Origin of the sequence: Kangiella spongicola, assembly GCF_003194565.2 — a bacterium.
Lineage (GTDB): Bacteria > Pseudomonadota > Gammaproteobacteria > Enterobacterales > Kangiellaceae > Kangiella > Kangiella spongicola.
The window spans coordinates 462,287-481,690 of sequence record NZ_QICH01000002.1; the positions used below are offsets into that span (position 1 = coordinate 462,287).

The window sequence follows — 19,404 nt, forward strand, 5'->3', positions numbered from 1 at the left end:
TGACTGATTAACCCACAGTATGGCCCCTGACTTTGACAAATTAAAGCCCGAAGTTGTCCTGAGAATTATCAAATGTGACTGTAATGTGCCCAGATTTTACCTTAAATCCATGAATTACACACTAGGAGTAACCACATTTATCAAAACCAGTAGCCACTTGCATCATTTGCCATGCTCAATAATACTATGAATTATAGGGATTTAGGGGCTCGCTACGACTGTAACTAGAGCATGACAAGCCTAATGCGCCCCTGTACAATGACGCCCTCAAAATTAAAGTTTCTGAGCAATTCAATAGCAAAGCTTCGTTACACTTTGCCGCTGTTACTCAACAGCTTAGTAACCCTATAATCGTTAATAGAATAGAGCATTTAAGGTCCTCATGTTAGAACATATTGCGTACATTATTATTGGTACCACCCTCTTGATGTGGAGTGCAGATCGCTTTACAGACGGCGCCGCTGCGATTGCCCGAAACTTTGGTGTTTCGCGATTAATCGTCGGCCTCACCATTGTTGCCATAGGCTCATCGGCCCCTGAAATTTTCGTCTCGATTCTGGACTCCTTAAAGACCTGTGCGCCTGATAAGCCTGAATGTGGCCCTGAAGTTGCAATAGGTAACGCTCTAGGTTCGAACATCACCAACATTGCTCTAGTTCTTGGTATTACCGCTTTAGTTCGCCCCTTAATGATTAATTCCGGCTTATTAAAGCGAGAAATACCGATTCTATTTATCAGCTCAGCAGTTGTCTTTTTCTTCTTCTGGGATCTGCGTTTAAGCCATATCGAAGGTTTCATCCTACTGATAGGCCTCGTCTTATATTTCTTCTGGTTGGTGCATGTTGGTATCCAGTCGCGTAAAAATCATGACCCTATGGTTGATGAAATGATTGAGGAGCTGCCTGAAGGGATGCCAAGCGGCAAAGCTATATTCTGGGTTATCGTTGGCCTAGTCCTACTGGTCGGTAGCTCTAAGCTGTTAATCGAAGGAGCTAGTGGTATTGCGCTAGCATTTGGCGTGTCTGAAACCGTCATTGGCCTGACTATTGTTGCCCTAGGAACTAGCTTACCCGAGCTTGGAGCTTCGGTGGCAAGCGTCTTAAAAAATGAGCATGAAATTGCTATCGGTAACGTCATCGGCTCGAATATTTTCAACTTACTCGGCGTGCTGGGTATCCCTGCCGCCATTGCAGCTCCGGTGATTGAGAAAGATATTCTCCATATTGATTACCCACTAATGCTAGGTCTTATCATCGCTATGGCCATAATGGCTTACGGTTTTAGAGGCCCCGGCAAAATCAACCGCATCGAAGGCGCTATTTTAGTTGCTGTCTTCCTAGGGTATTATATAGTTCGGTTCTTTGTGCTTTAGTCACAAAAAACTGATAATAAGCAAAGAGTTAGGGAGCTTAATTTGAGTCACACTTCTATTCAGCAACGCTATCTTGAAAGCGCTGAGCGCGTGATCACGATAGAAAGCCAAGCGGTTAACCAGCTAAAAAACCAGCTCAACGATACTTTTATCGCAGCTTGTGAGCGTCTAATGAATTGCCAAGGTAAAGTGGTCGTTATCGGTATGGGCAAGTCTGGCCACATTGGTGGCAAAATGGCGGCGACACTTGCGAGCACAGGCACTCCGGCCTTTTTTGTACACCCAGCCGAAGCAAGTCACGGCGATCTGGGCATGATTGGAGAGCGTGATGTGGTCATAGCGCTGTCTAACTCTGGCGAAACCCATGAAGTCACCTCGCTTATCCCTGTGATTAAGCGCCGCGCCATTCCGTTAATTAGTATCACTAGCAACCCTAATTCCAGCTTAGCCAAAGCCAGTGAAATTCATCTCACGGTTAAAGTTGAGCAAGAAGCTTGCCCACATAACTTAGCGCCTACAGCCTCAACCACAGCTGTTTTAGCTCTTGGCGACGCCATCGCAGTGAGCTTGCTAGAAGCCAAAGGCTTCACGCCCGATGATTTTGCCTTATCGCACCCAGGCGGTAGCTTAGGTAAAAAGCTGTTGCTACAAGTCGAAGATCTAATGCACACCGCAGAGAACTTCCCCGCGGTAACTCCAGAAACCTCGGTTAAAGACGCTTTATTAGAGATGACCGATAAGCGCCTTGGTATGACCGCCGTACTTAACCAAGATAAATACCTACTCGGTATTTTCACCGACGGTGATTTGCGCCGTGCTTTCGAAAAAGGCATTAAAGTCGATACGCCGATTGAAGACGTTATGACCACTGGCTGTAAAACGATTGCAGCCGATGCCTTAGCCGTTGATGCCGTTGGCCTAATGGAACAAAACAGCATCACCTGTCTAATCGTTGTCGATGAAAAGAACAAACCTTTAGGTGCGGTTCACATGCATGACTTATTAAAAGCAGGAGTGGTTTAATATGCAAAAGCCACACTATCCGAAAGAATTATTGCGACAAGCACGCGAGATCAAGCTGCTCATTTGCGATGTCGATGGCGTTTTAAGCAATGGCCAAGTTATTATCGGCAATCAGGGTGAGGAATTAAAAACCTTCAACATCAAAGATGGCTTCGGGCTAAAAAGCCTTATGCAGCATAAGATTCATGTCGCCATTATTACCGGCCGTCGCTCGGAAATAGTCGAAAAGCGATGCCGCGAGTTATCGATAAAACATATTTATCAAGGCCAAGTGGACAAAATTGCAGCCTATGAAGAGCTGTGCGAAAAACTCTCAGTAGAGCCAAGCCAAGTCTGCCATGTTGGCGATGATCTGCCTGACTTACCATTAATGCGCCGTTCAGGCCTAGGTGTTACAGTAGCGGATGGGCACTGGTTCGTGCGTCAAAATGCAGACTGGACAACTCAGAGTAACGGTGGTTTTGGTGCCGTTCGCGAAATTATTGACTTAATCCTTGAAAGTAAGGGGTTGCTTGAAAAGCACCTTCAGGAGTACACCTAATGACCTTTTTGAGAGGCCGACACATATTATGGTTATTACTACCAGCTACTTTTGTGGTCGCCTTTCTGTGGGACAAATCTGTCGAGCAAAAACCTGACTTTGTTCAAGCAGACAACAATCCTGACTATTATCTAGTCAACACTTCTACTATTGAATTTGATGTTACAGGGCAACGCACTCGTAAGTTCACGAGCGAAAAAACGTCGCATTTTAAAGACTTGATGATAACGCGCTTGCAGTCACCAAAGTTTGAAATGATTTCCACCGAGAAGCCGTGGCAAATCACCGCTGATGCGGCGACAAATAACGAGCTCAGCGAACAGTTAGAACTAGCAGGTAATGTTGAAATCAAACTAACTCCGAAAAACCAGCAGCCTAGCATGACCTTAACCATGCCGAAGCTTAAAGTCGATTTCACGACCCAAACCGCCTTTACCGATACTGCCGTTGAATTGAACAATGGTATTTTCCGTCAAACGGCTAAAGGCATGAATGCGGACTTACGCAACAGTACTATTGAATTTAAATCTCAGGTCGTTTCTGAAGAACTATGAAGATACTAAAACTTACACTTACATTATTATTGAGCTCACTGCTAGCCACTTCCTTTACGGCACAAGCAGCACAGTTTGAAAAGTCGCGTTTAAAGGCTGAAAGCTCTTATTTAGACGCTTCACAAGAAACGACAACCGTTGTTTATGAAAACAACGTGGTTTATGAGCACGGTCAAATGACCATCCACGCGGATAAATTAATTAAGCGTGGGGAAGACGCAGGTACAATTACCGCCGAAGGTAACCCAGTCAAAATCCACTACGTTGATGCTCTCGGCGAAACTACGGACATCGAAGCACCGAGCATTAATTACGAGCAAAAAAGTGGTGAATTGGCTGCCGATGGCGATATCCAAATTGTACAAAGCTCACAACAAGATACATTAACGCTTACTGGTAATAAGCTACGAGCTAACCAACGCATTACTGATGGTTTTAGTTTTGTATTAACCGGAAATCCTACTCGGTTTATTCTCAAGCAACCCAATCAAACTGAAATTACCGCTGTTGCAGATACTTTGCGCTCGAACGGTAAAGACCGCAAAACTCAATTAGTTGGCTCGGTTAATTTAAGCCAAGGCTCGTCAAACACCTCAGCGGCATTACTCACTTATGATGGCGCTACTAAGCGTATTTCTGCGGATCAAAGCTCAGACGGTTCGCAACAAGTAGTTACTGAGTTTTTCTGGCAAGATGAACCACAGCCTGAAAAAACCGAAACAGAGAAAGCGCTAGAGCAAAGTTCTACTTCTGAAGGTGATACAGATAAAAGCGTCAAAGAGAGTAACAACCAGTCCGAGCAAGAAACTTCAGAGCCCGTGGAGACTATCCAGCCAGAGGATGATCAATAATGAGTTCTCTCGAAGCCAAAAACCTTGCTAAAAGCTACAAAGCACGCAAAGTCGTCGAAAGCGTTTCGCTAAAAGTTGACCAAGGCTCTATTGTTGGCCTACTCGGCCCTAACGGTGCCGGTAAAACCACTTCGTTTTACATGATTGTTGGTTTAGTCCCTTCGGATGCGGGCCAAATACTTCTCGCTGATGAGGATATTACTGGCGCAGCCATGCACGCTAGGGCGCAAAAAGGGATTGGCTACTTGCCACAAGAAGCATCAATCTTCCGTAAGCTTTCAGTACAAGACAACATCATGGCTATTTTGCAGCTGCGAAAGGACCTTAACGATGAGCAAAGAGAAGAAAAGCTCGATCAGTTATTAGCCGAGTTTCATATCGAACATATCCGTCTTAGCCTAGGCATGAGCTTGTCGGGTGGCGAGCGTCGCCGAGTAGAAATCGCAAGAGCGTTAGCTAACGACCCTAAGTTTATACTTCTAGACGAGCCTTTCGCCGGCGTAGATCCTATTTCAGTTATTGAGATTAAAAGCATCATCATGCAACTCAAAGAACGTGGGCTCGGTGTCTTAATCACCGACCATAATGTCCGCGAAACGCTTGATGTCTGCGAACACGCCTATATCGTTGATAGTGGTAACATTATTGCCGACGGCGACCCTCAAACCATCCTCGAAAACCCAGTTGTAAGGCAGAGATACCTAGGCGAACACTTCAGAATGTGATCCTAATCATTGAAATTCCAAAGCCAGTCCCCAAGTTAATAATAAGCCTTGCAAGATCTCTAATCTCAAGGTAACTTGGTAGTTAAAGGGCAACATAAGGAAAAGACTGGCTTACGTGATTAGAACAAAACGCCTCAAATTCAATTCCCTTAATATTTGGTTAAATTCAAAACAACCATCATTGCTGAATCCAATTGTTTCATTATTCCAGCAAAAAGCTGCCCTTTTTCAATCCAGTAGTCTCCAACTCTTTCAAGGAGGTGAATTATCGCATCGAATCAAATCCACTCTAAACAAGTTTTCTTTAGCGAGCGTGGAACCTTCCCACGAACGACTATGTAATCGGCTGTCTTGTTCAGCACATTACCCAACCAACTATTAATCTAATTATAGAAGGAAAGTTTATTATGCAAATCAATCTAACTGGGCGTCATTTAGAAATCACAGAACCATTAAAACAATTTGTGGATGAGAAATTTTCCAAGCTTGAAAGACACTTTGAGCAGATTAACAATGTTTATGTTGTTTTAAGTGTTGAGAAAATCCGCCAAATTGCTGAAGCGACCGTCCATGTCAATGGCGCTGAAATATTCGCCAACAGTGAATCAGAAGATATGTATGCTGCGATTGATTTATTGATTGATAAATTAGACAGACAGGTTATTAAGCATAAGGAAAAGCTGACTCGTCACTAGCAATACAAGCTCTTTCGTCTTAAGACTCATTGAATGAGCAAGATCATTACAAGAGATAACATGTTAGAATTTAGTCACTCAGAATGAACAGAAATCATCAAAGAGTGAAAATATTTAAGCCTCAACCATAATGTTGAGGCTTTTTTTCGCCAAGCGTTGTTATAATATTCTATAAACAGCCTCATTGGTCACGAATAATACTGCGGAGCTGGTGCTCAACTACCAGCAGAGAAATGTTATGAGCGAACAAGACAATAAGACAATGCACATCTTAGACACGCTAGCTCCAGACCGCTGCAAGCTTGGGCTGGAAGCTACAAGCCGTAAAAAAGCACTGCAGTTAGTCGCCAATGAGTTCAGCCACAGTCATCCAGAAATAAACTCTTTCGAAATCCTACAGGCTTTAACAGAACGCGAGCAACTAGGCAGCACAGCCATTGGTAATGGTATCGCTCTGCCCCATGCGCGACTCGAGTCTTGTAAAAAGCCGCTTGCTCTATTGATTACATTGCAAGAAGGCGTCGATTTTTTTGCTTCAGATAAAGAAAATGTCGACATTATTTTCGCACTTTTAGTGCCCGAGGAACTGGACTTTAGAGACCTTAAAGGTGTCGATTTAGTTAAAGCGGCCTTCGGTAACAAAACATTGTGTGCGCAAATCAGAAATGCTCACAATAACGAAGCATTATTTGATATCATTGAAAGTGCCTTTAAAGAATTCAGTAACAAAAGTAAGGAAGAAACTTCGTGAAGCTAGTTATAGTCAGTGGTCGCTCAGGGTCGGGCAAATCGGTTGTTCTAAAAGCACTCGAAGACGCCGGTTATTACTGTATAGACAACTTGCCGTTGGGGCTGACCTTAAATGTTATTAATGATCACATCTTAAACAACGAGCTTATTGCAATCAGTGTTGATGCTAGAAACCCTAGGGATCTAGAGCAGTTCTCCGAAGAAATGGAGAAAATTAAAAATGCCACGCCACATGCCAGAATTCTGTTTTTAGATGCTGACGAGAATATTCTACTAAAACGTTTTAGTGAAACCCGTCGTCGTCATCCTCTAACTAATCAAGGCTACTCGCTTCGCGACGCCATCCATGAAGAAAATAAACTGTTAGCGCCAGTTCGTGGCTTAGCCGATCTAGTTATCAACACCTCGGAGCTAACACCGCACGAGTTACGTGAAAGAGTTCGTGAGCGCGTCAGTACCAATAAAGCACCGCAAATGGATATACGTCTAGTTTCTTTTGGTTTTAAACATGGTGCGCCGAAGGATGCTGACTTTGTGTTTGATGTGAGATGTCTACCCAACCCTTATTGGGTAGAGGAACTTCGCGACTTCACGGGGAAAGATCAGGAAATTGCGGATTATTTATCCTCTAGCTCACTGGTCATGGAGTACACATGGCAACTACGGGTGTTCTTAACCACTTGGATTCCTGAGTTTAGCAAGCAAGACCGTAGCTATTTTACCTGCGCCATTGGTTGCACAGGTGGTCGCCACCGCTCGGTTTATATGGTGGAAACCTTGGGACGATACTTAAAAAATCATTACCCGAACATTTCCGTAGAGCACAGCAGACTCAATAAGCTGTAACAGTTGTGCAGAGAAACCATTTCTGTACATCAAAATTAGCTTTTTTTAAGCGTTAATGTCCATAACAAATTTGCCTGCAAAGGCTTACATTTACTCGCTTTATCGGCGCCACTCGACCTGATTTACAAGTTGCCTGGGTTATATGGCTGCGATAGAATAAGCAATAAAATCAATCACTAACAGGGTGGCTATGGCTGAAAATCTAAACAATCAGACTCGTCAAGAGCAGCTACAGCTACTAAACTCCGCACTCGATAGCGGGCATTTAATCCCTGTTAGAAACCTCTTAGAAGAACTTCACTCAGCAGATATCGCGCACCTTCTCGAATCGACACCACCACGTGTTCGTAATGTTATATGGCAGCTACTAGACAAAGAGCGTGAGGGCGATGTACTACAACATCTGAACGATGAAATACGACAAAACTTCATCGAAAACATGCAACCTCAAGAGCTGGCTAACGCTCTAGCAGATTTAGACACCGATGATGTTGTTGATATCTTAGGAGATCTCTCTAATAACGTTAGTAATCAAGTGCTGCGCTTATTGGATGAGCAAAACCGTGCGCTAATCGAGCATGCACTGACCTATCCCGAGGACACCGCCGGCGGCTTGATGAACATCGACACCATCATGATTCGTCCACGCGTGTCGGTCGAGGTCGTGCTACGTTATTTGCGTATTCGTGGCAGCATGCCGCCCAACACTGACCACTTATACGTGGTCAACTCGCGAGATGTTTTGATTGGCTCGGTTCCCATCAGTTCGATACTGACCTGTGATCCAGAAACCTCGATCACACAAATCGTCGATGAAGAAATGTTTACCATTCCTGTGGATATGCCAGACACAGAAGTAGCACAGATATTCGAGCGTCACGACTTAGTATCGGCGCCAGTACTCGATGAAGAAGGTCGCTTGCTTGGACGTATTACGATTGATGACGTGGTAGATGTAATCCGTGAAGAAGCAGACCACTCGCTACTCTCTATGGCTGGTCTTGATGAGCTAGAAGATACCTTCGGCCCAGTTTTAGTGACTGCACGAAAAAGAGCTATTTGGTTAGGCATCAACCTACTTACAGTGATACTAGCGGCTTTAGTGATTGGCCTGTTCGAAAGCACTATTGGCAAAGTCACGCTTTTGGCAGTATTGCTACCCATCGTACCAAGCATGGGCGGAATTGCCGGGACTCAGACTTTAACCCTGGTTATTCGAGGAATGTCGCTAGGTCATATTAGCGACGGTAACCAGTCTTATTTACTGAAAAAAGAACTCGCGGTCAGTATCATTAACGGTGTTCTTTGGGCGTTAGTAATAGCTTCCTTAGTCTATGCTTTTGCTTATTATAAAGGCACTGATATCAACCACTTGCACCTCGCAATCACTATTGGCGGTGCCATGTTGTTTAATTTAGTGACTGGTGTTCTAAGCGGCGCCAGTATTCCACTTATCTTGAAAAAGTTAAACATCGACCCGGCTATAGCTGGTGGCGTTGTCTTAACCACCGTAACCGATGTTGCTGGATTTTTCGCACTACTAGGTCTTGCGACCTACTTCTTTGGTTGATAAAAAGCTAATACTATTTCTTACGAGATAAAAGCGGCTAGAACTCCGTCTAACCACTTGGTTCACATAATTTAACGCGCAATAGTCATCTGCTCAATCGCAACCGAGCCTGTCAAAATACTCGAACGATTATCAATATCGTCACCTAATGCAACGATGGATTGAAACATTTTCTCTAAATTCCCAGCGATAGTGATTTCCTGAACATAGTGCTTAATTTCACCATTTTCGAACCAGAAACCACTAGCACCGCGAGAGTAATTACCAGTCACGATATTTACGCCCTGCCCCATAACTTCTGTTACTAACAAGCCAGTGCCTAATTCTTTGAGAATTTTATCCAGCGCGGTTTTGTCTGATTTAATAATGATATTATGGATACCGCCAGCATTTCCGGTTGTTTCGAGACCCAGTCGTCTAGCCGAGTAGCCACTTAAGAAGTATCCGTCTAGTACACCTTCGTCGACAATGGTTCGCTGCTGAGTGGCAACACCATCGCTATCAAAGTTAGAGCTACCCAGACCTTTTAATAGAAACGGATCTTCAGTAATGCTGATCCCTTGGGGCAAAACCTGCTGCCCAAGTTTATCCAACATAAACGAAGAGCGCTGATATAAGGCTCCACCTTTTAATGCGCCCAACAAATGAGACCAAAGGCCACGCGCAACTTCTGGGCTAAACACCACTGGATAGTTGCCAGATGGGCATGAACCCTGCGTTAGTTTTCGCTTTATACGTCTTGAAGCTTCTTGTCCTACCGCACTTGGCGACAGTAAATCACCATACTCTCGTCCTAAAGTGTAGTAACCGTCTCGCAGCATTCCTTTGTCAGTCTGCCCAATTAAGACGTTAGACAGGCTGTATCGAGTCGTGCGATTCATCCCCAAAAAGCCGTGACTGTTGGCATAGCAAGACAAGGATCTGTGGCTATAAAAATTAGCGCCTTCTGACTGTTTTACATGCTCAGCTTGAAGCGCCGTAGACTCTGCGATCTTAGCCACTTCCAGCATATCCTCGACCGTTAAATCATCAGGATGGTCTAACGACAAATCTTTGAAGTCTGTCGCCATGCGCTCTTTATCAACTAAACCGGAATGTGGGTCTGGCTCGGTGTGTTTAGCAATATTACATGCAGCCTCTAAGCCTTGTAGCGCCGCGGTTTCGGTAAGATCGTTAATGGAAACGGTGCCTTTAGACTGATTGAAGTAAACATTGATGCCTAAGTGACTGTCTTGATTAAATTCCAGCGTTTCGAGCTCGCTATTGCGCACTTCTAGGCTATTACCAATCGTGTTATAGCTCCAAACCTCAGCTTGATTTGCACCTGCTTGCGAGGCGGATTCAATCACTTTTTGAGCAATAGTTTGCATCAGCTCTGAGGTTTGCTCTTGCTGCTTAGCGATTTGCGTTAATGTTAGCTGGTTACTATTAACTTTCGACAATCCTAACTCCGTCTTAACCGTTTAAACTTGGTTCATTATAAAAGCCTTTAGGCTTGATAAGAACCGTGATTCAGGATTTATTTTAAACAACAAAACTACCACTCACTTTATGAAAGCGTTATCATAGCGCTAACTCACGTCCATTATTGTAACTTTAGTAGCTAACCTATGTCTGACAACTTTGAGCATCATGAAGATCTGAATGAGAAATCAAAATCTCAAGTTAAGAAAGAATTGCTTGAGCTTACGGCTTTAGGTGACAAGCTTGCTAAACTTCCAAAGCAACAATGGGACAATCTACCAATCTCAGACACTTTGAAGCACGCGCTTAAAGAAGTGCCTAAAATTAATCACCATATCGGTTTAAAGCGCCATATCAAGTATATTGGCAAGCTCTTGCGTAACGAAGACATTGAAGCGATTGAACAACAATTAGTGCTTGATAATCAGTTACATACGCTTGAAGTTCAACGTGAAAAGTTATGTGAACATTGGCGCAATCGCCTTCTTGATGAAGGCGACAAAGGAGTGTTTGAGTTATTAGAAGTCGCTTCGAACCTAGATCGCCAACATTTACGTCAGTTGGTTCGAAACGCTATAAAAGAAAAAGAGCTAGATAAACCACCAAAAAACCAACGTGAGTTATTCCGCTACTTGCGTGATAACGCTGAGTTTTCAGACGGCTAACGTTAGCCCGCCTGCGTTCCACCCACAGTTAGTTGATCGACTTTTAAGGTTGGCTGGCCAACACATACGGGAACGCTTTGCCCGTCTTTACCACAAACCCCAATTCCTGGGTCCAGTTGCGAATCATTACCGACCATACTGACATACTTCAATACTTCCGGTCCATTCCCTGCCAAGGTTGCGCCTTTAATCGGGGCCGTTAATTTGCCGTCCTCAATTAAATAAGCTTCGCTCGCGCTAAACACAAAGTTACCCGATGTGATATCTACCTGACCACCTGCAAAATTAGGTGCGTAAATGCCTTTTTTTACGCTCGCAATAATCTCTTCTGGATTGGACTGTCCCGCTAACATCAGCGTATTAGTCATACGTGGCATCGGTAAGTGTGCATAAGACTCACGACGACCGTTACCTGTCGCTTGTTGCCCCATCAGTCGCGCATTGTGTTTGTCTTGCATATAACCTTTTAATACGCCGTTTTCGATCAATACCGTAGACTGAGTACGGGTTCCTTCATCATCTACATTTAAAGAACCGCGTTGTCCTTCTAAAGTACCATCATCCACCACCGTACAGAGTTCCGATGCCACCTTTTCTCCAATTCGACCAGCATAAGCTGAAGAGCCCTTCCGGTTAAAATCCCCTTCCAGGCCATGCCCTATCGCTTCATGCAATAACACGCCCGGCCAACCATTGCCTAAAACCACAGGCATGGTGCCAGCAGGAGCTTCTACTGCCTCAAGATTGACCACAGCTTGATGTACTGCTTGTGATGCTAAGCTTTCAAGATCTAAGCTGATTAAGTGCTGCCAATCATATCGCCCTCCCATCCCTGCGCTTCCGCGCTCACGGCGCCCTTGGTGCTCAGCGACGACTGTGACATTCAAGCGAATCATCGGACGAATATCGGCGGCTAAGGTGCCATCGATTGCTGCTACCAGCATATGCTCGTCTGCCGCTGATAAGCTAACCATTACCTGCTTAACCTTCTCATCCAGCTGCCTGGCCTTTGCATCTAACTGACGAAGCAGTGCAATCTTATGCGAAGGCTCAACATCCCCTAATACCCTGTGTTCGGTATACAAGCTTTGGCTTGGTACAATCTGATTAAAACTGACCGCTTTAGACTGGCCAGCACGGCTAATACTTGTCGCCGCTGACAAAGCATTATTGAGTGCCGTTGATTCAAACTGATTGGCGTAGGCAAAACCTGTTTTTTCGCCATCAATGCTACGAATACCTAAGCCTTTGTTAAGGTTAAAACTGGCGTCTTTAACCAATCCGTCTTCTAATTGCCAATATTCCATAACAACTTCTTGCAAGAAAATATCGGCATAATCCTGCTGATAGCCGCTGATTGACTCTACAGCCTGCGAAATTGTCGCTACCGATAAATCAGACTCTCTAAATAAATGTTGCTCTACGCGATCAATAATAGTTGTCATTAGTTACCTAAATATATGCTTTAAAGTCGTCTGTGTGTATGAACAGGGAAGCGCTTTTTGATGGTATCGATTTGTTCAATATCTAAGGTGTGGTTGATATAGCCTTCTTCATCACCGAGGGCTCCGAGCACATCGCCCCAAGGGCCGATGAGCATACTGTGGCCGTAAGTTTTCCGTTTATTATCATGCAACCCTGTTTGATTCGAAGCCGCCACAAAGCATAGGTTTTCCACGGCTCGTGCTTGTAATAACAATTGCCAGTGAACCTCGCCCGTTTTTTTCGTAAACGCTGATGGCGCTAAGATAACATCTACCGACTGCGCTTGATACTTTCTATAAAGCTCAGGGAACCTTAGGTCATAACAAACCGAAAGACCAAATTTAATACCATGATAATCAAATGTTTTAGTTTCATCACCAGCCAGCGTATTATCTGACTCGGAATAAACCTCGTCTTCCTTAACGGCGACATCAAACATATGGATCTTATCGTAATGAGTGATGAGCTCACCTTGGCTATCCCACACATAACATCGTGCAAAAGGCCTCTTGGCATTACTCGACTGGATGGCGATAGTCCCTCCGACCAAGGCCACTTCGTTTTCTCTTGCTACTCGCTGCATCCAAGACTGTATCGGGCCTTGTCGGTGTGTCTCAACAAAGTCCAGTTTCTGTCCATTATACTTTTCCATTAAGGCAAAAGTTTCGGGCAAAACAACCATCTCAGCGCCCTCACTGACTGATTGCTTTATCAACATTTCAGCTTTATTCAAATTATCCTCGACCACGCTGGAAGACGACATCTGGATTAAACCAATATTGATACTACTTTTGGACATTAGTGTTCACCATCATCTTGAGTCGTGTTTTCTTGAGGCTCTTGTTCTTTCTTAAGCTCAGCTTCAAGCACCTTATCAGGCTCAGAACTATCTTCAAGGTTCCCCTCTGACTCCTGCTTTGACTCTTGCTGTGACTCCAGCTGAGGCTCTTGAGGCACCTCTTCCTCTTCAACCTCAGGCAGAGGCACTTCTTTAGATTTTTTGTTTAATTCGATAACTGTAGGATTGTTCAAATCGCCACTAATTTTATACTCGATACTGACTACAACATCGATCACCGGCTCGAACAACTTATTAACCAACAGCATAATTAGGCCAGTGGTAGGCTCTATAGCCCAGCCAGCTAACACAGGTAAACTTGAGCCAAGCTTTGGAACTACCGTAACATTTTGATCGACAGTTTTCTTAACCAGGTTAGTGGTACCCTTAACTCTAACATCAGCTGCAGCCCCATCAATAAAGACATTATCACTATGCACCACACCTTTGTTGATGGTGAACACACCTTTGATCTTGTCATAGAAAAAACCGTCTTCAAAAAGATCACTGAAATCTAAAGAAAGTCGGCGTCTAATACTCTGTAGTGAAAAGAGGCTGAAAACTCTTGCCTGACGGTCGCTCAGTTCTTTAACCGAACCTTCGCCTGTTTCTAGGTCAATCGAACCACTGATATTCGCTATGCTGATATCATGAAACCCGCCCGGCCATTCTAAAATAGCGTTGCCATTTGCTTTAGTGTCTTTTAGACCATCACCAAAGCCCCAACGTTTTAATAAAGCCCCCGTGTCCAGAGTTTCAAAGTTGATCTCAACTCGGCTTGAGTCGCCCTGCCATCGTCCTTCTAAATAAGCTTTAAGCTGCCCTTCAATTTGGCTGTCGCCTTGCACAACTACCGCACCATTATCCAGCTTGGACACTAGTGTTAACTTGCCGGTATCAATACCATTAATTTTGCACGCTAGGCACTCAATCTGCCAATTATCCAGCGAACTCTTTTCAATATCTACTTCTGAGTCTGACAGTTGGCTAAAATCATCTAATTCGATATCAAGTTTTTCAACAGTAACGTGCTTACGACCATCCTGATGCAAGGTTAAATTACCGTAGCCTTCGTCCGCTTTTACATTAAAGCGAACGCTTTCGTCGGCCAATAAGGAGTCGGTCAATTCAACATCATGTAATGATTGCCCGGCGATAGTAAAAAGTGCGGTTTTGATAGAGATATGATCGATCCATTTAGGCCAGAAGAATGTTCCACCTTTTTTCACCTGTAGACTGTTAAGCCATTCGTCACTATGGATCTCGGCAAAAAAGCCTCTAATGGCAACGCCTCTAGCCGGCACATCTATACTGTGAGTCGCCAAATCCCCTAAAGCAATGACGCCATTAATGTCGTCTGGCGAGTCAACATCAAAACTGAGTTGTGACGATACCGTATCGCGGTAAATTGTTCTCGCATGAATGCGATTATTTTTTCGGTATAGCGTTGATAAAAAAGAACTTTCATCATCTTTACTTTTGCTAAACCAAGAAGGACCATTAATCTCGGTACCTTTTAAATCACTTCTTACAATTAAGGACTCAGCCCCTTCGCTGTCTTGTCGATAATGCAGGTTTACTTGGCTTTGGCCTTCGACATAGATAGGCAGTTGAACGTCAAATGAAGCGACCGCTTTTGCTAAGTTAAAGTCCGAAATGGCATCAATATTAACTAAGTCATCGCCTTTGCCATAGTCGCCGACAGCAATATCAATCGAAACTGGGCTCTGCCAGAAGCGACCTTTTAAACTTTTGCCGTGAGCTCCCTGCTGGGTATAGTTCAGTTCGCCGTTTAAAGACTCTAAAGCAAGCCCATAAGAATCAAGGTGAACATTTTCACCATTAAAGAGCACCTTGCCATCAATAGCTGCATCCGCATCATCGTCGCTAAGTGGAACCTCAAGCTTGAGTTGATGCTCCAAGTTACCGCTGAAAGTGAGATCAAGTAACGCAGGGCCTAACCACTCTTGAAGTGGCGAGTTCTGAAAAACAAAGTTATACAGCTCATAGCCAACTTTGTTGTTAATTTCGAGCGTTAAATAAGTATCATCGGTAAACACCGAATCTATAACACCACTAGCTTGCCCTATATCATGGCCGTTTATCTGCCCTTTGTCTGAAGCCAAAAAAAGCTGATTATTCTTAAAGTGAGCTTGAGCTGAAAGCTGATCTGCTTGTGGCCAATCAGGATCAAACTTAAGACTGGCATCATGAACTTTAGCCCTTAAATCAAACACTCCTGAGCTGTCTTCATAAGGAAAAGCCTCGTATCCACCGCGCCAGACCAATCGTGCAAACTCTACTTTACCTTTAAGCAAAGACTGATCCAGATACTGCAAAGCTTCTTCGCTCATACTATTTCGAGGCCAGTACTTTTCTAGCGCAGCGATATCCACATCCTTGGTTTCGCCATACAACGAAATAACAGCATCCTCTTCCTCAATCTGCACGCTGCCATGAACGGCAACCTGAGCGTCTCTGTTGGTTAACGAAAACTCATCAATTTTAATTAGTGGTTTTTCTTCCACGCTTACCCAAGTGTTCAAAGAGAAATCATCAATCGGGATGTCGCCTTTAAATACCGAAGGCCAAGATAGTTGCGAGTCCTTAGATTTTGCCGTTAAGCGCCAACCGGAGTCTTCTTCCTCAATGCGTATGCTATCCATAAACAGCTGAGGACCGTATTGACTAGCGACAGTGGTAAAATTTGATATTTCCGCACTACCACTTTTCGGAATTAGCTTAGCTTCGTCTTGAACAGCACGGATATCTAAAGATACAAGCTCTCCGTCCGGCTCAATTTCTGATAGCAATTCTCGCAACTCGGCTGGTATAAATGGCGCGGAAAGCGTAAAAAAATAACCGATTGGTGTATTATCAGCCTCAAGAACCCACTGAATAGACTGATCATCTTGAACCTCGCGTATTGCTTTAAACGAGCTATCGTATTCTAGAAGCTCATCAGACGCAGTACGCTCAGCAACATAAAACTTGTCACTGGAAAAAGCTGCTGTATTATCTGTTTTTTGATAATGAATCTCGGCGTCTAGCTGCGCCACTTTGGAGTTTGAGCTTTCCGCTTTAAATATCAGTCGCCCAGAAATAGGCTCTTTGCCTTGATACTCAAGCCAAAACTCTGTATCCGCGAGTTCAACAGGTATGTCTTCAGGCAGGTTTAAAAATGGCGCACTATCCCTTACATCAAAGTCACGCAACAAACCATAAACCTTAAGCTGACTTCCGTCGCTAAGTGGCCTGCCTTGTGATTCGATAATAAGCTTCGTTTGTGAGGAGAAGTCACTTTGAAAGTCTAAAACTAGTTGGCGCTGCGCTTTGAGTTTTTCGAAAGTTACTGTACTAAACTGTACTTTTCTACTCTGCTCATTTCTTACAATATTTACTGTCAGTCCATTAATATCAATTCGCTCTTGATTGATAAATTCAGGATAACGTTTGAGCAATAAATCAATATCCAGAGAAAAAGTGTCAGTATCTGTTGATGACTCTGGAATACTGATTTCAGCAGTAGCGTCATTCAGCTCGATTGACTCGGTAACAAGGTAGCCTTTGAATAAACTTTCCCAAAAGTTTAACACCACACGAGCACTTTCCGAGCCGTAACTCAGGGAGTCATCCGTTTTTTTCCAAGAGGCGTCCTTTATAAAAATTGTTGGCTTAAACTCCGACCAATCGACTTCTAGTTCTGAGTAATCAAAAGTACCGCCAAATTGCCCTTCAACAAGCGCCACCATTTCTTGCTTGTCTTCGGTCCAATAAGGAAGCGACAACTTTACGATTGAAAGTAAAACCACAAAAATGATGACCAGTACTGACACCAGCCACAAAAAGCCGGTCAGAAAACGTCTCAAAATGCGAGTTAAACGTTTAGTCATCAAGTTTCCAGATTACCCATGAGACATCACATCAAAACCACATCAAACTGCTCAGGCGAATACAAACTTTCAACCTGTAGCTTGATCGGTTTATCTATAGCCACCTCAAGATCTCCCAAACTACTTGCTTCTTCATCCAGCAAACAGTCCACCACTTCTTGGCTAGCTAATACTAAGAATTTTTGCGCATCGTATGTTCTCGCAGCACGGCTTAATTCGCGGAAAATTTCATAACACACAGTTACCGCAGTTTTAACATAGCCGCGCCCATTGCATTGCTGACAAGGCTCACACAGCAAACGCTCTAAACTTTCCCTAGAGCGCTTTCGAGTCATTTCCACCAAGCCTAGAGCAGAAACTTCAGTGATTTGTGTTTTGACATGATCCTTTTCCAGAATTCGCTCTAAAGTACGCAATACTTGTCGCTTATGCTCTTCCTCTTTCATGTCAATAAAATCGACAATAATAATACCACCCAGATTGCGCAGTCTTAACTGTCGCGCCAGTGCCGTCGCCGCTTCGAGATTAGTTCTAAAAATGGTTTCTTCAAGATTTTTATGACCTACGAAAGCCCCTGTGTTGACATCAACGGTGGTCATCGCTTCGGTCTGATCGATAATTAAATACCCACCAGACTTGAGCGGAACTTTACGCTCTAGCGCACGCTTAATTTCTTCTTCCACGTTGTATAAATCAAAAATAGGACGCTCGCCTTGATATAACTCAATACGGCTTAGCATTTCCGGCAAGAACTCTTTCACAAAGGCTTGTACTCTTTCTAGCGCGGCTTCGTTATCAATTCGAACTCGCTCCACATCATCTTCAAAGATGTCTCGCATTATGCGCAGCTCAAGCCCCAAGTCATTATGAATAATCCCCGGTGCCTTTACTTGCTTAGACTTTTCCGTGATACCACGCCACAGCTTGGCTAAAAATAATGCGTCACGAACCAGCTCTTTTTCAGTCGCTCCTTCGGCTGCGGTGCGTACGATAAAGCCGTTGTCTAGCTCTTCGTGATCTTCTAACAATTCTTTGAGACGGATGCGCTCCACCTGATCATCGATTCGCTGTGAGACGCCAACATGCTCTGTATCTGGCATCAGTACCAAGTATCGAGATGGAATGGTGATATGAGTCGTTAGCCTTGCGCCTTTGCTACTAATTGGATCTTTAATGACCTGAACAATAATTTTCTGACCTTCGTGTAACACCGAAGTGATGTCGGTCTCTTGTGACTGCTGTTTATCGAGCAGCTTCGATCCTTCAACCGCTTGCTTACTGCCTTCATCTTTATCCGTCACAATATCTGCTAGGTGCAAAAACGCCGCTTTTTCATGACCAATATCAACAAACGCAGCCTGCATACCGGGCATGACACGTTTAACAACACCTTTATAAATATTGCCAACGATGCCGCGGTTCTCAGTCCTTTCAATATGCACTTCCTGCAACACACCATTCTCCACGATAGAAGCACGTGTTTCCTGGGGCGTTACGTTAATTAAAATTTCATCGCGCATATTATTAAGCTCCTTATACTAGCGCATGCTTAATACTGGCTTGCTCTAACAGTTGGCGCGTTTCAAATAAAGGCAAACCCACTACATTTGTATAGCTGCCGTTAATCGTTTCGACTAAACTCCCGCCCAACCCTTGAATAGCATAAGCGCCAGCTTTGCCCATAGGCTCATTAGTACGACAATAGTTTTGGATAATGGTTTTACTCAGCTTAGCAAAGGTCACTTCGGTTTCGACAGTGCTTTGCCATAGCTGATCGCCATAAGCGAGCACCACGCTGGAATAAACGTGATGCGTCTGACCGCTTAAACGCTCTAATAATTGTTCCGCATGTTGCAGGTCGTCCGGCTTACCGAGCGGTTGCCCCTGATGAACAACCGTTGTATCGGCACCCATCACTGGCAGACTTTCAGTATAGTCACTAGACTCCATTGCCGATAAAGCTTTGCCTCGCGCCACCCGCTCCACATAATCTTTAGCAGACTCGCCGGCTAAGTGAGTTTCATCGAAATGATTCGCTATCTGAATAAAATCCACACCCAGTTGGGTCAAAATTTCTTGGCGACGCGGCGAACCTGAAGCTAAGTAAATAGTTGTGTGCTGTGACATACAAA

At 44.1% G+C, this 19,404-nt stretch carries 17 protein-coding genes; 11 read left to right on the forward strand and 6 right to left on the reverse strand.

Annotation, left to right across the window (positions count from 1 at the left end; all coding sequences use genetic code 11):
- Positions 1 to 382: 382 nt before the first annotated feature.
- The 10 genes from DL796_RS07785 (at position 383) to mgtE (ending at position 8,927) form a co-directional block, all read left to right on the forward strand.
- Complete coding sequence (locus tag DL796_RS07785) at positions 383 to 1,372, forward strand: calcium/sodium antiporter (RefSeq protein ID WP_110201137.1); 990 nt, start codon at positions 383 to 385, stop codon at positions 1,370 to 1,372.
- A 42-nt stretch (positions 1,373 to 1,414) separates the two neighbouring features.
- A complete protein-coding gene (locus DL796_RS07790; RefSeq protein ID WP_110201138.1) occupies positions 1,415 to 2,395 on the forward strand; it encodes a KpsF/GutQ family sugar-phosphate isomerase in 981 nt (326 codons plus the stop codon).
- A 1-nt stretch (position 2,396) separates the two neighbouring features.
- Positions 2,397 to 2,936, forward strand: a complete 540-nt coding sequence (gene kdsC, locus DL796_RS07795) for a 3-deoxy-manno-octulosonate-8-phosphatase KdsC (protein ID WP_110201139.1) — start codon at positions 2,397 to 2,399, stop codon at positions 2,934 to 2,936.
- On the forward strand, positions 2,936 to 3,490 hold the full coding sequence (lptC, locus tag DL796_RS07800) for an LPS export ABC transporter periplasmic protein LptC (RefSeq protein WP_110201140.1): 555 nt from the start codon (positions 2,936 to 2,938) through the stop codon (positions 3,488 to 3,490). Before kdsC ends, lptC begins: the two co-directional genes overlap by 1 nt.
- Complete coding sequence (locus DL796_RS07805) at positions 3,487 to 4,341, forward strand: LptA/OstA family protein (RefSeq protein ID WP_110201141.1); 855 nt, start codon at positions 3,487 to 3,489, stop codon at positions 4,339 to 4,341. The genes lptC and DL796_RS07805 overlap by 4 nt, the downstream gene beginning before the upstream one ends.
- Positions 4,341 to 5,066, forward strand: a complete 726-nt coding sequence (gene lptB / locus DL796_RS07810) for an LPS export ABC transporter ATP-binding protein (RefSeq protein ID WP_110201142.1) — start codon at positions 4,341 to 4,343, stop codon at positions 5,064 to 5,066. Before DL796_RS07805 ends, lptB begins: the two co-directional genes overlap by 1 nt.
- Before the next feature lie 407 nt (positions 5,067 to 5,473).
- Complete coding sequence (hpf, locus tag DL796_RS07815) at positions 5,474 to 5,761, forward strand: ribosome hibernation promoting factor (protein WP_110201143.1); 288 nt, start codon at positions 5,474 to 5,476, stop codon at positions 5,759 to 5,761.
- Between the two features lie 238 nt (positions 5,762 to 5,999).
- Positions 6,000 to 6,512 carry a PTS sugar transporter subunit IIA gene (locus tag DL796_RS07820; protein WP_110201144.1) on the forward strand — a complete coding sequence of 171 codons (513 nt, stop codon included), beginning with the start codon at positions 6,000 to 6,002 and terminating at the stop codon, positions 6,510 to 6,512.
- The gene (gene rapZ, locus DL796_RS07825) at positions 6,509 to 7,357 is read left to right on the forward strand and encodes an RNase adapter RapZ (protein WP_110201145.1); all 849 of its coding nucleotides are present in this window, start codon (positions 6,509 to 6,511) and stop codon (positions 7,355 to 7,357) included. The genes DL796_RS07820 and rapZ overlap by 4 nt, the downstream gene beginning before the upstream one ends.
- 190 nt (positions 7,358 to 7,547) lie before the next feature.
- Complete coding sequence (mgtE, locus tag DL796_RS07830; protein WP_110201146.1) at positions 7,548 to 8,927, forward strand: magnesium transporter; 1,380 nt, start codon at positions 7,548 to 7,550, stop codon at positions 8,925 to 8,927.
- Positions 8,928 to 8,998: 71 nt separating this feature from the next.
- Here the strand turns inward: mgtE and pmbA are convergent, their stop codons facing one another.
- Complete coding sequence (gene pmbA / locus DL796_RS07835; protein ID WP_227593012.1) at positions 8,999 to 10,369, reverse strand: metalloprotease PmbA; 1,371 nt, start codon at positions 10,367 to 10,369, stop codon at positions 8,999 to 9,001.
- Between the two features lie 168 nt (positions 10,370 to 10,537).
- On the opposite strand from pmbA, the gene yjgA reads away from it, so the two are divergent.
- On the forward strand, positions 10,538 to 11,056 hold the full coding sequence (gene yjgA / locus DL796_RS07840) for a ribosome biogenesis factor YjgA (protein WP_110201147.1): 519 nt from the start codon (positions 10,538 to 10,540) through the stop codon (positions 11,054 to 11,056).
- A 2-nt stretch (positions 11,057 to 11,058) separates the two neighbouring features.
- Here yjgA and tldD read toward each other — a convergent pair whose 3' ends face one another.
- From tldD to DL796_RS07865, 5 genes are read right to left on the reverse strand one after another with little or no spacing between them, the layout of a single operon-like run.
- Positions 11,059 to 12,501 (reverse strand): metalloprotease TldD, encoded by a 1,443-nt coding sequence (gene tldD / locus DL796_RS07845; protein WP_110201148.1) that lies wholly within the window; start codon positions 12,499 to 12,501, stop codon positions 11,059 to 11,061.
- A 20-nt stretch (positions 12,502 to 12,521) separates the two neighbouring features.
- Complete coding sequence (locus DL796_RS07850) at positions 12,522 to 13,340, reverse strand: carbon-nitrogen hydrolase family protein (RefSeq protein ID WP_110201149.1); 819 nt, start codon at positions 13,338 to 13,340, stop codon at positions 12,522 to 12,524.
- On the reverse strand, positions 13,340 to 17,272 hold the full coding sequence (locus tag DL796_RS07855; protein WP_110201150.1) for a YhdP family protein: 3,933 nt from the start codon (positions 17,270 to 17,272) through the stop codon (positions 13,340 to 13,342). The genes DL796_RS07850 and DL796_RS07855 overlap by 1 nt, the downstream gene beginning before the upstream one ends.
- A gap of 26 nt (positions 17,273 to 17,298) precedes the next feature.
- Positions 17,299 to 18,792 (reverse strand): ribonuclease G, encoded by a 1,494-nt coding sequence (rng, locus tag DL796_RS07860; protein ID WP_110201151.1) that lies wholly within the window; start codon positions 18,790 to 18,792, stop codon positions 17,299 to 17,301.
- Between the two features lie 13 nt (positions 18,793 to 18,805).
- On the reverse strand, positions 18,806 to 19,399 hold the full coding sequence (locus tag DL796_RS07865; protein WP_110201152.1) for a Maf family protein: 594 nt from the start codon (positions 19,397 to 19,399) through the stop codon (positions 18,806 to 18,808).
- Positions 19,400 to 19,404: the final 5 nt, after the last annotated feature.

What these genes read in the sequence shown, in the direction of transcription:
- DL796_RS07785 (WP_110201137.1), top strand. Translation starts at nt 383, where the DNA reads ATGTTAGAACATATTGCGTACATTATTATTGGTACCACCCTCTTGATG.
- kdsC (WP_110201139.1), top strand. Translation starts at nt 2,397, where the DNA reads ATGCAAAAGCCACACTATCCGAAAGAATTATTGCGACAAGCACGCGAG.
- lptC (WP_110201140.1), top strand. Translation starts at nt 2,936, where the DNA reads ATGACCTTTTTGAGAGGCCGACACATATTATGGTTATTACTACCAGCT.
- DL796_RS07805 (WP_110201141.1), top strand. Translation starts at nt 3,487, where the DNA reads ATGAAGATACTAAAACTTACACTTACATTATTATTGAGCTCACTGCTA.
- lptB (WP_110201142.1), top strand. Translation starts at nt 4,341, where the DNA reads ATGAGTTCTCTCGAAGCCAAAAACCTTGCTAAAAGCTACAAAGCACGC.
- hpf (WP_110201143.1), top strand. Translation starts at nt 5,474, where the DNA reads ATGCAAATCAATCTAACTGGGCGTCATTTAGAAATCACAGAACCATTA.
- DL796_RS07820 (WP_110201144.1), top strand. Translation starts at nt 6,000, where the DNA reads ATGAGCGAACAAGACAATAAGACAATGCACATCTTAGACACGCTAGCT.
- mgtE (WP_110201146.1), top strand. Translation starts at nt 7,548, where the DNA reads ATGGCTGAAAATCTAAACAATCAGACTCGTCAAGAGCAGCTACAGCTA.
- yjgA (WP_110201147.1), top strand. Translation starts at nt 10,538, where the DNA reads ATGTCTGACAACTTTGAGCATCATGAAGATCTGAATGAGAAATCAAAA.
- tldD (WP_110201148.1), bottom strand. Translation starts at nt 12,501, where the DNA reads ATGACAACTATTATTGATCGCGTAGAGCAACATTTATTTAGAGAGTCT.
- DL796_RS07850 (WP_110201149.1), bottom strand. Translation starts at nt 13,340, where the DNA reads ATGTCCAAAAGTAGTATCAATATTGGTTTAATCCAGATGTCGTCTTCC.
- DL796_RS07855 (WP_110201150.1), bottom strand. Translation starts at nt 17,272, where the DNA reads ATGACTAAACGTTTAACTCGCATTTTGAGACGTTTTCTGACCGGCTTT.
- rng (WP_110201151.1), bottom strand. Translation starts at nt 18,792, where the DNA reads ATGCGCGATGAAATTTTAATTAACGTAACGCCCCAGGAAACACGTGCT.
- DL796_RS07865 (WP_110201152.1), bottom strand. Translation starts at nt 19,399, where the DNA reads ATGTCACAGCACACAACTATTTACTTAGCTTCAGGTTCGCCGCGTCGC.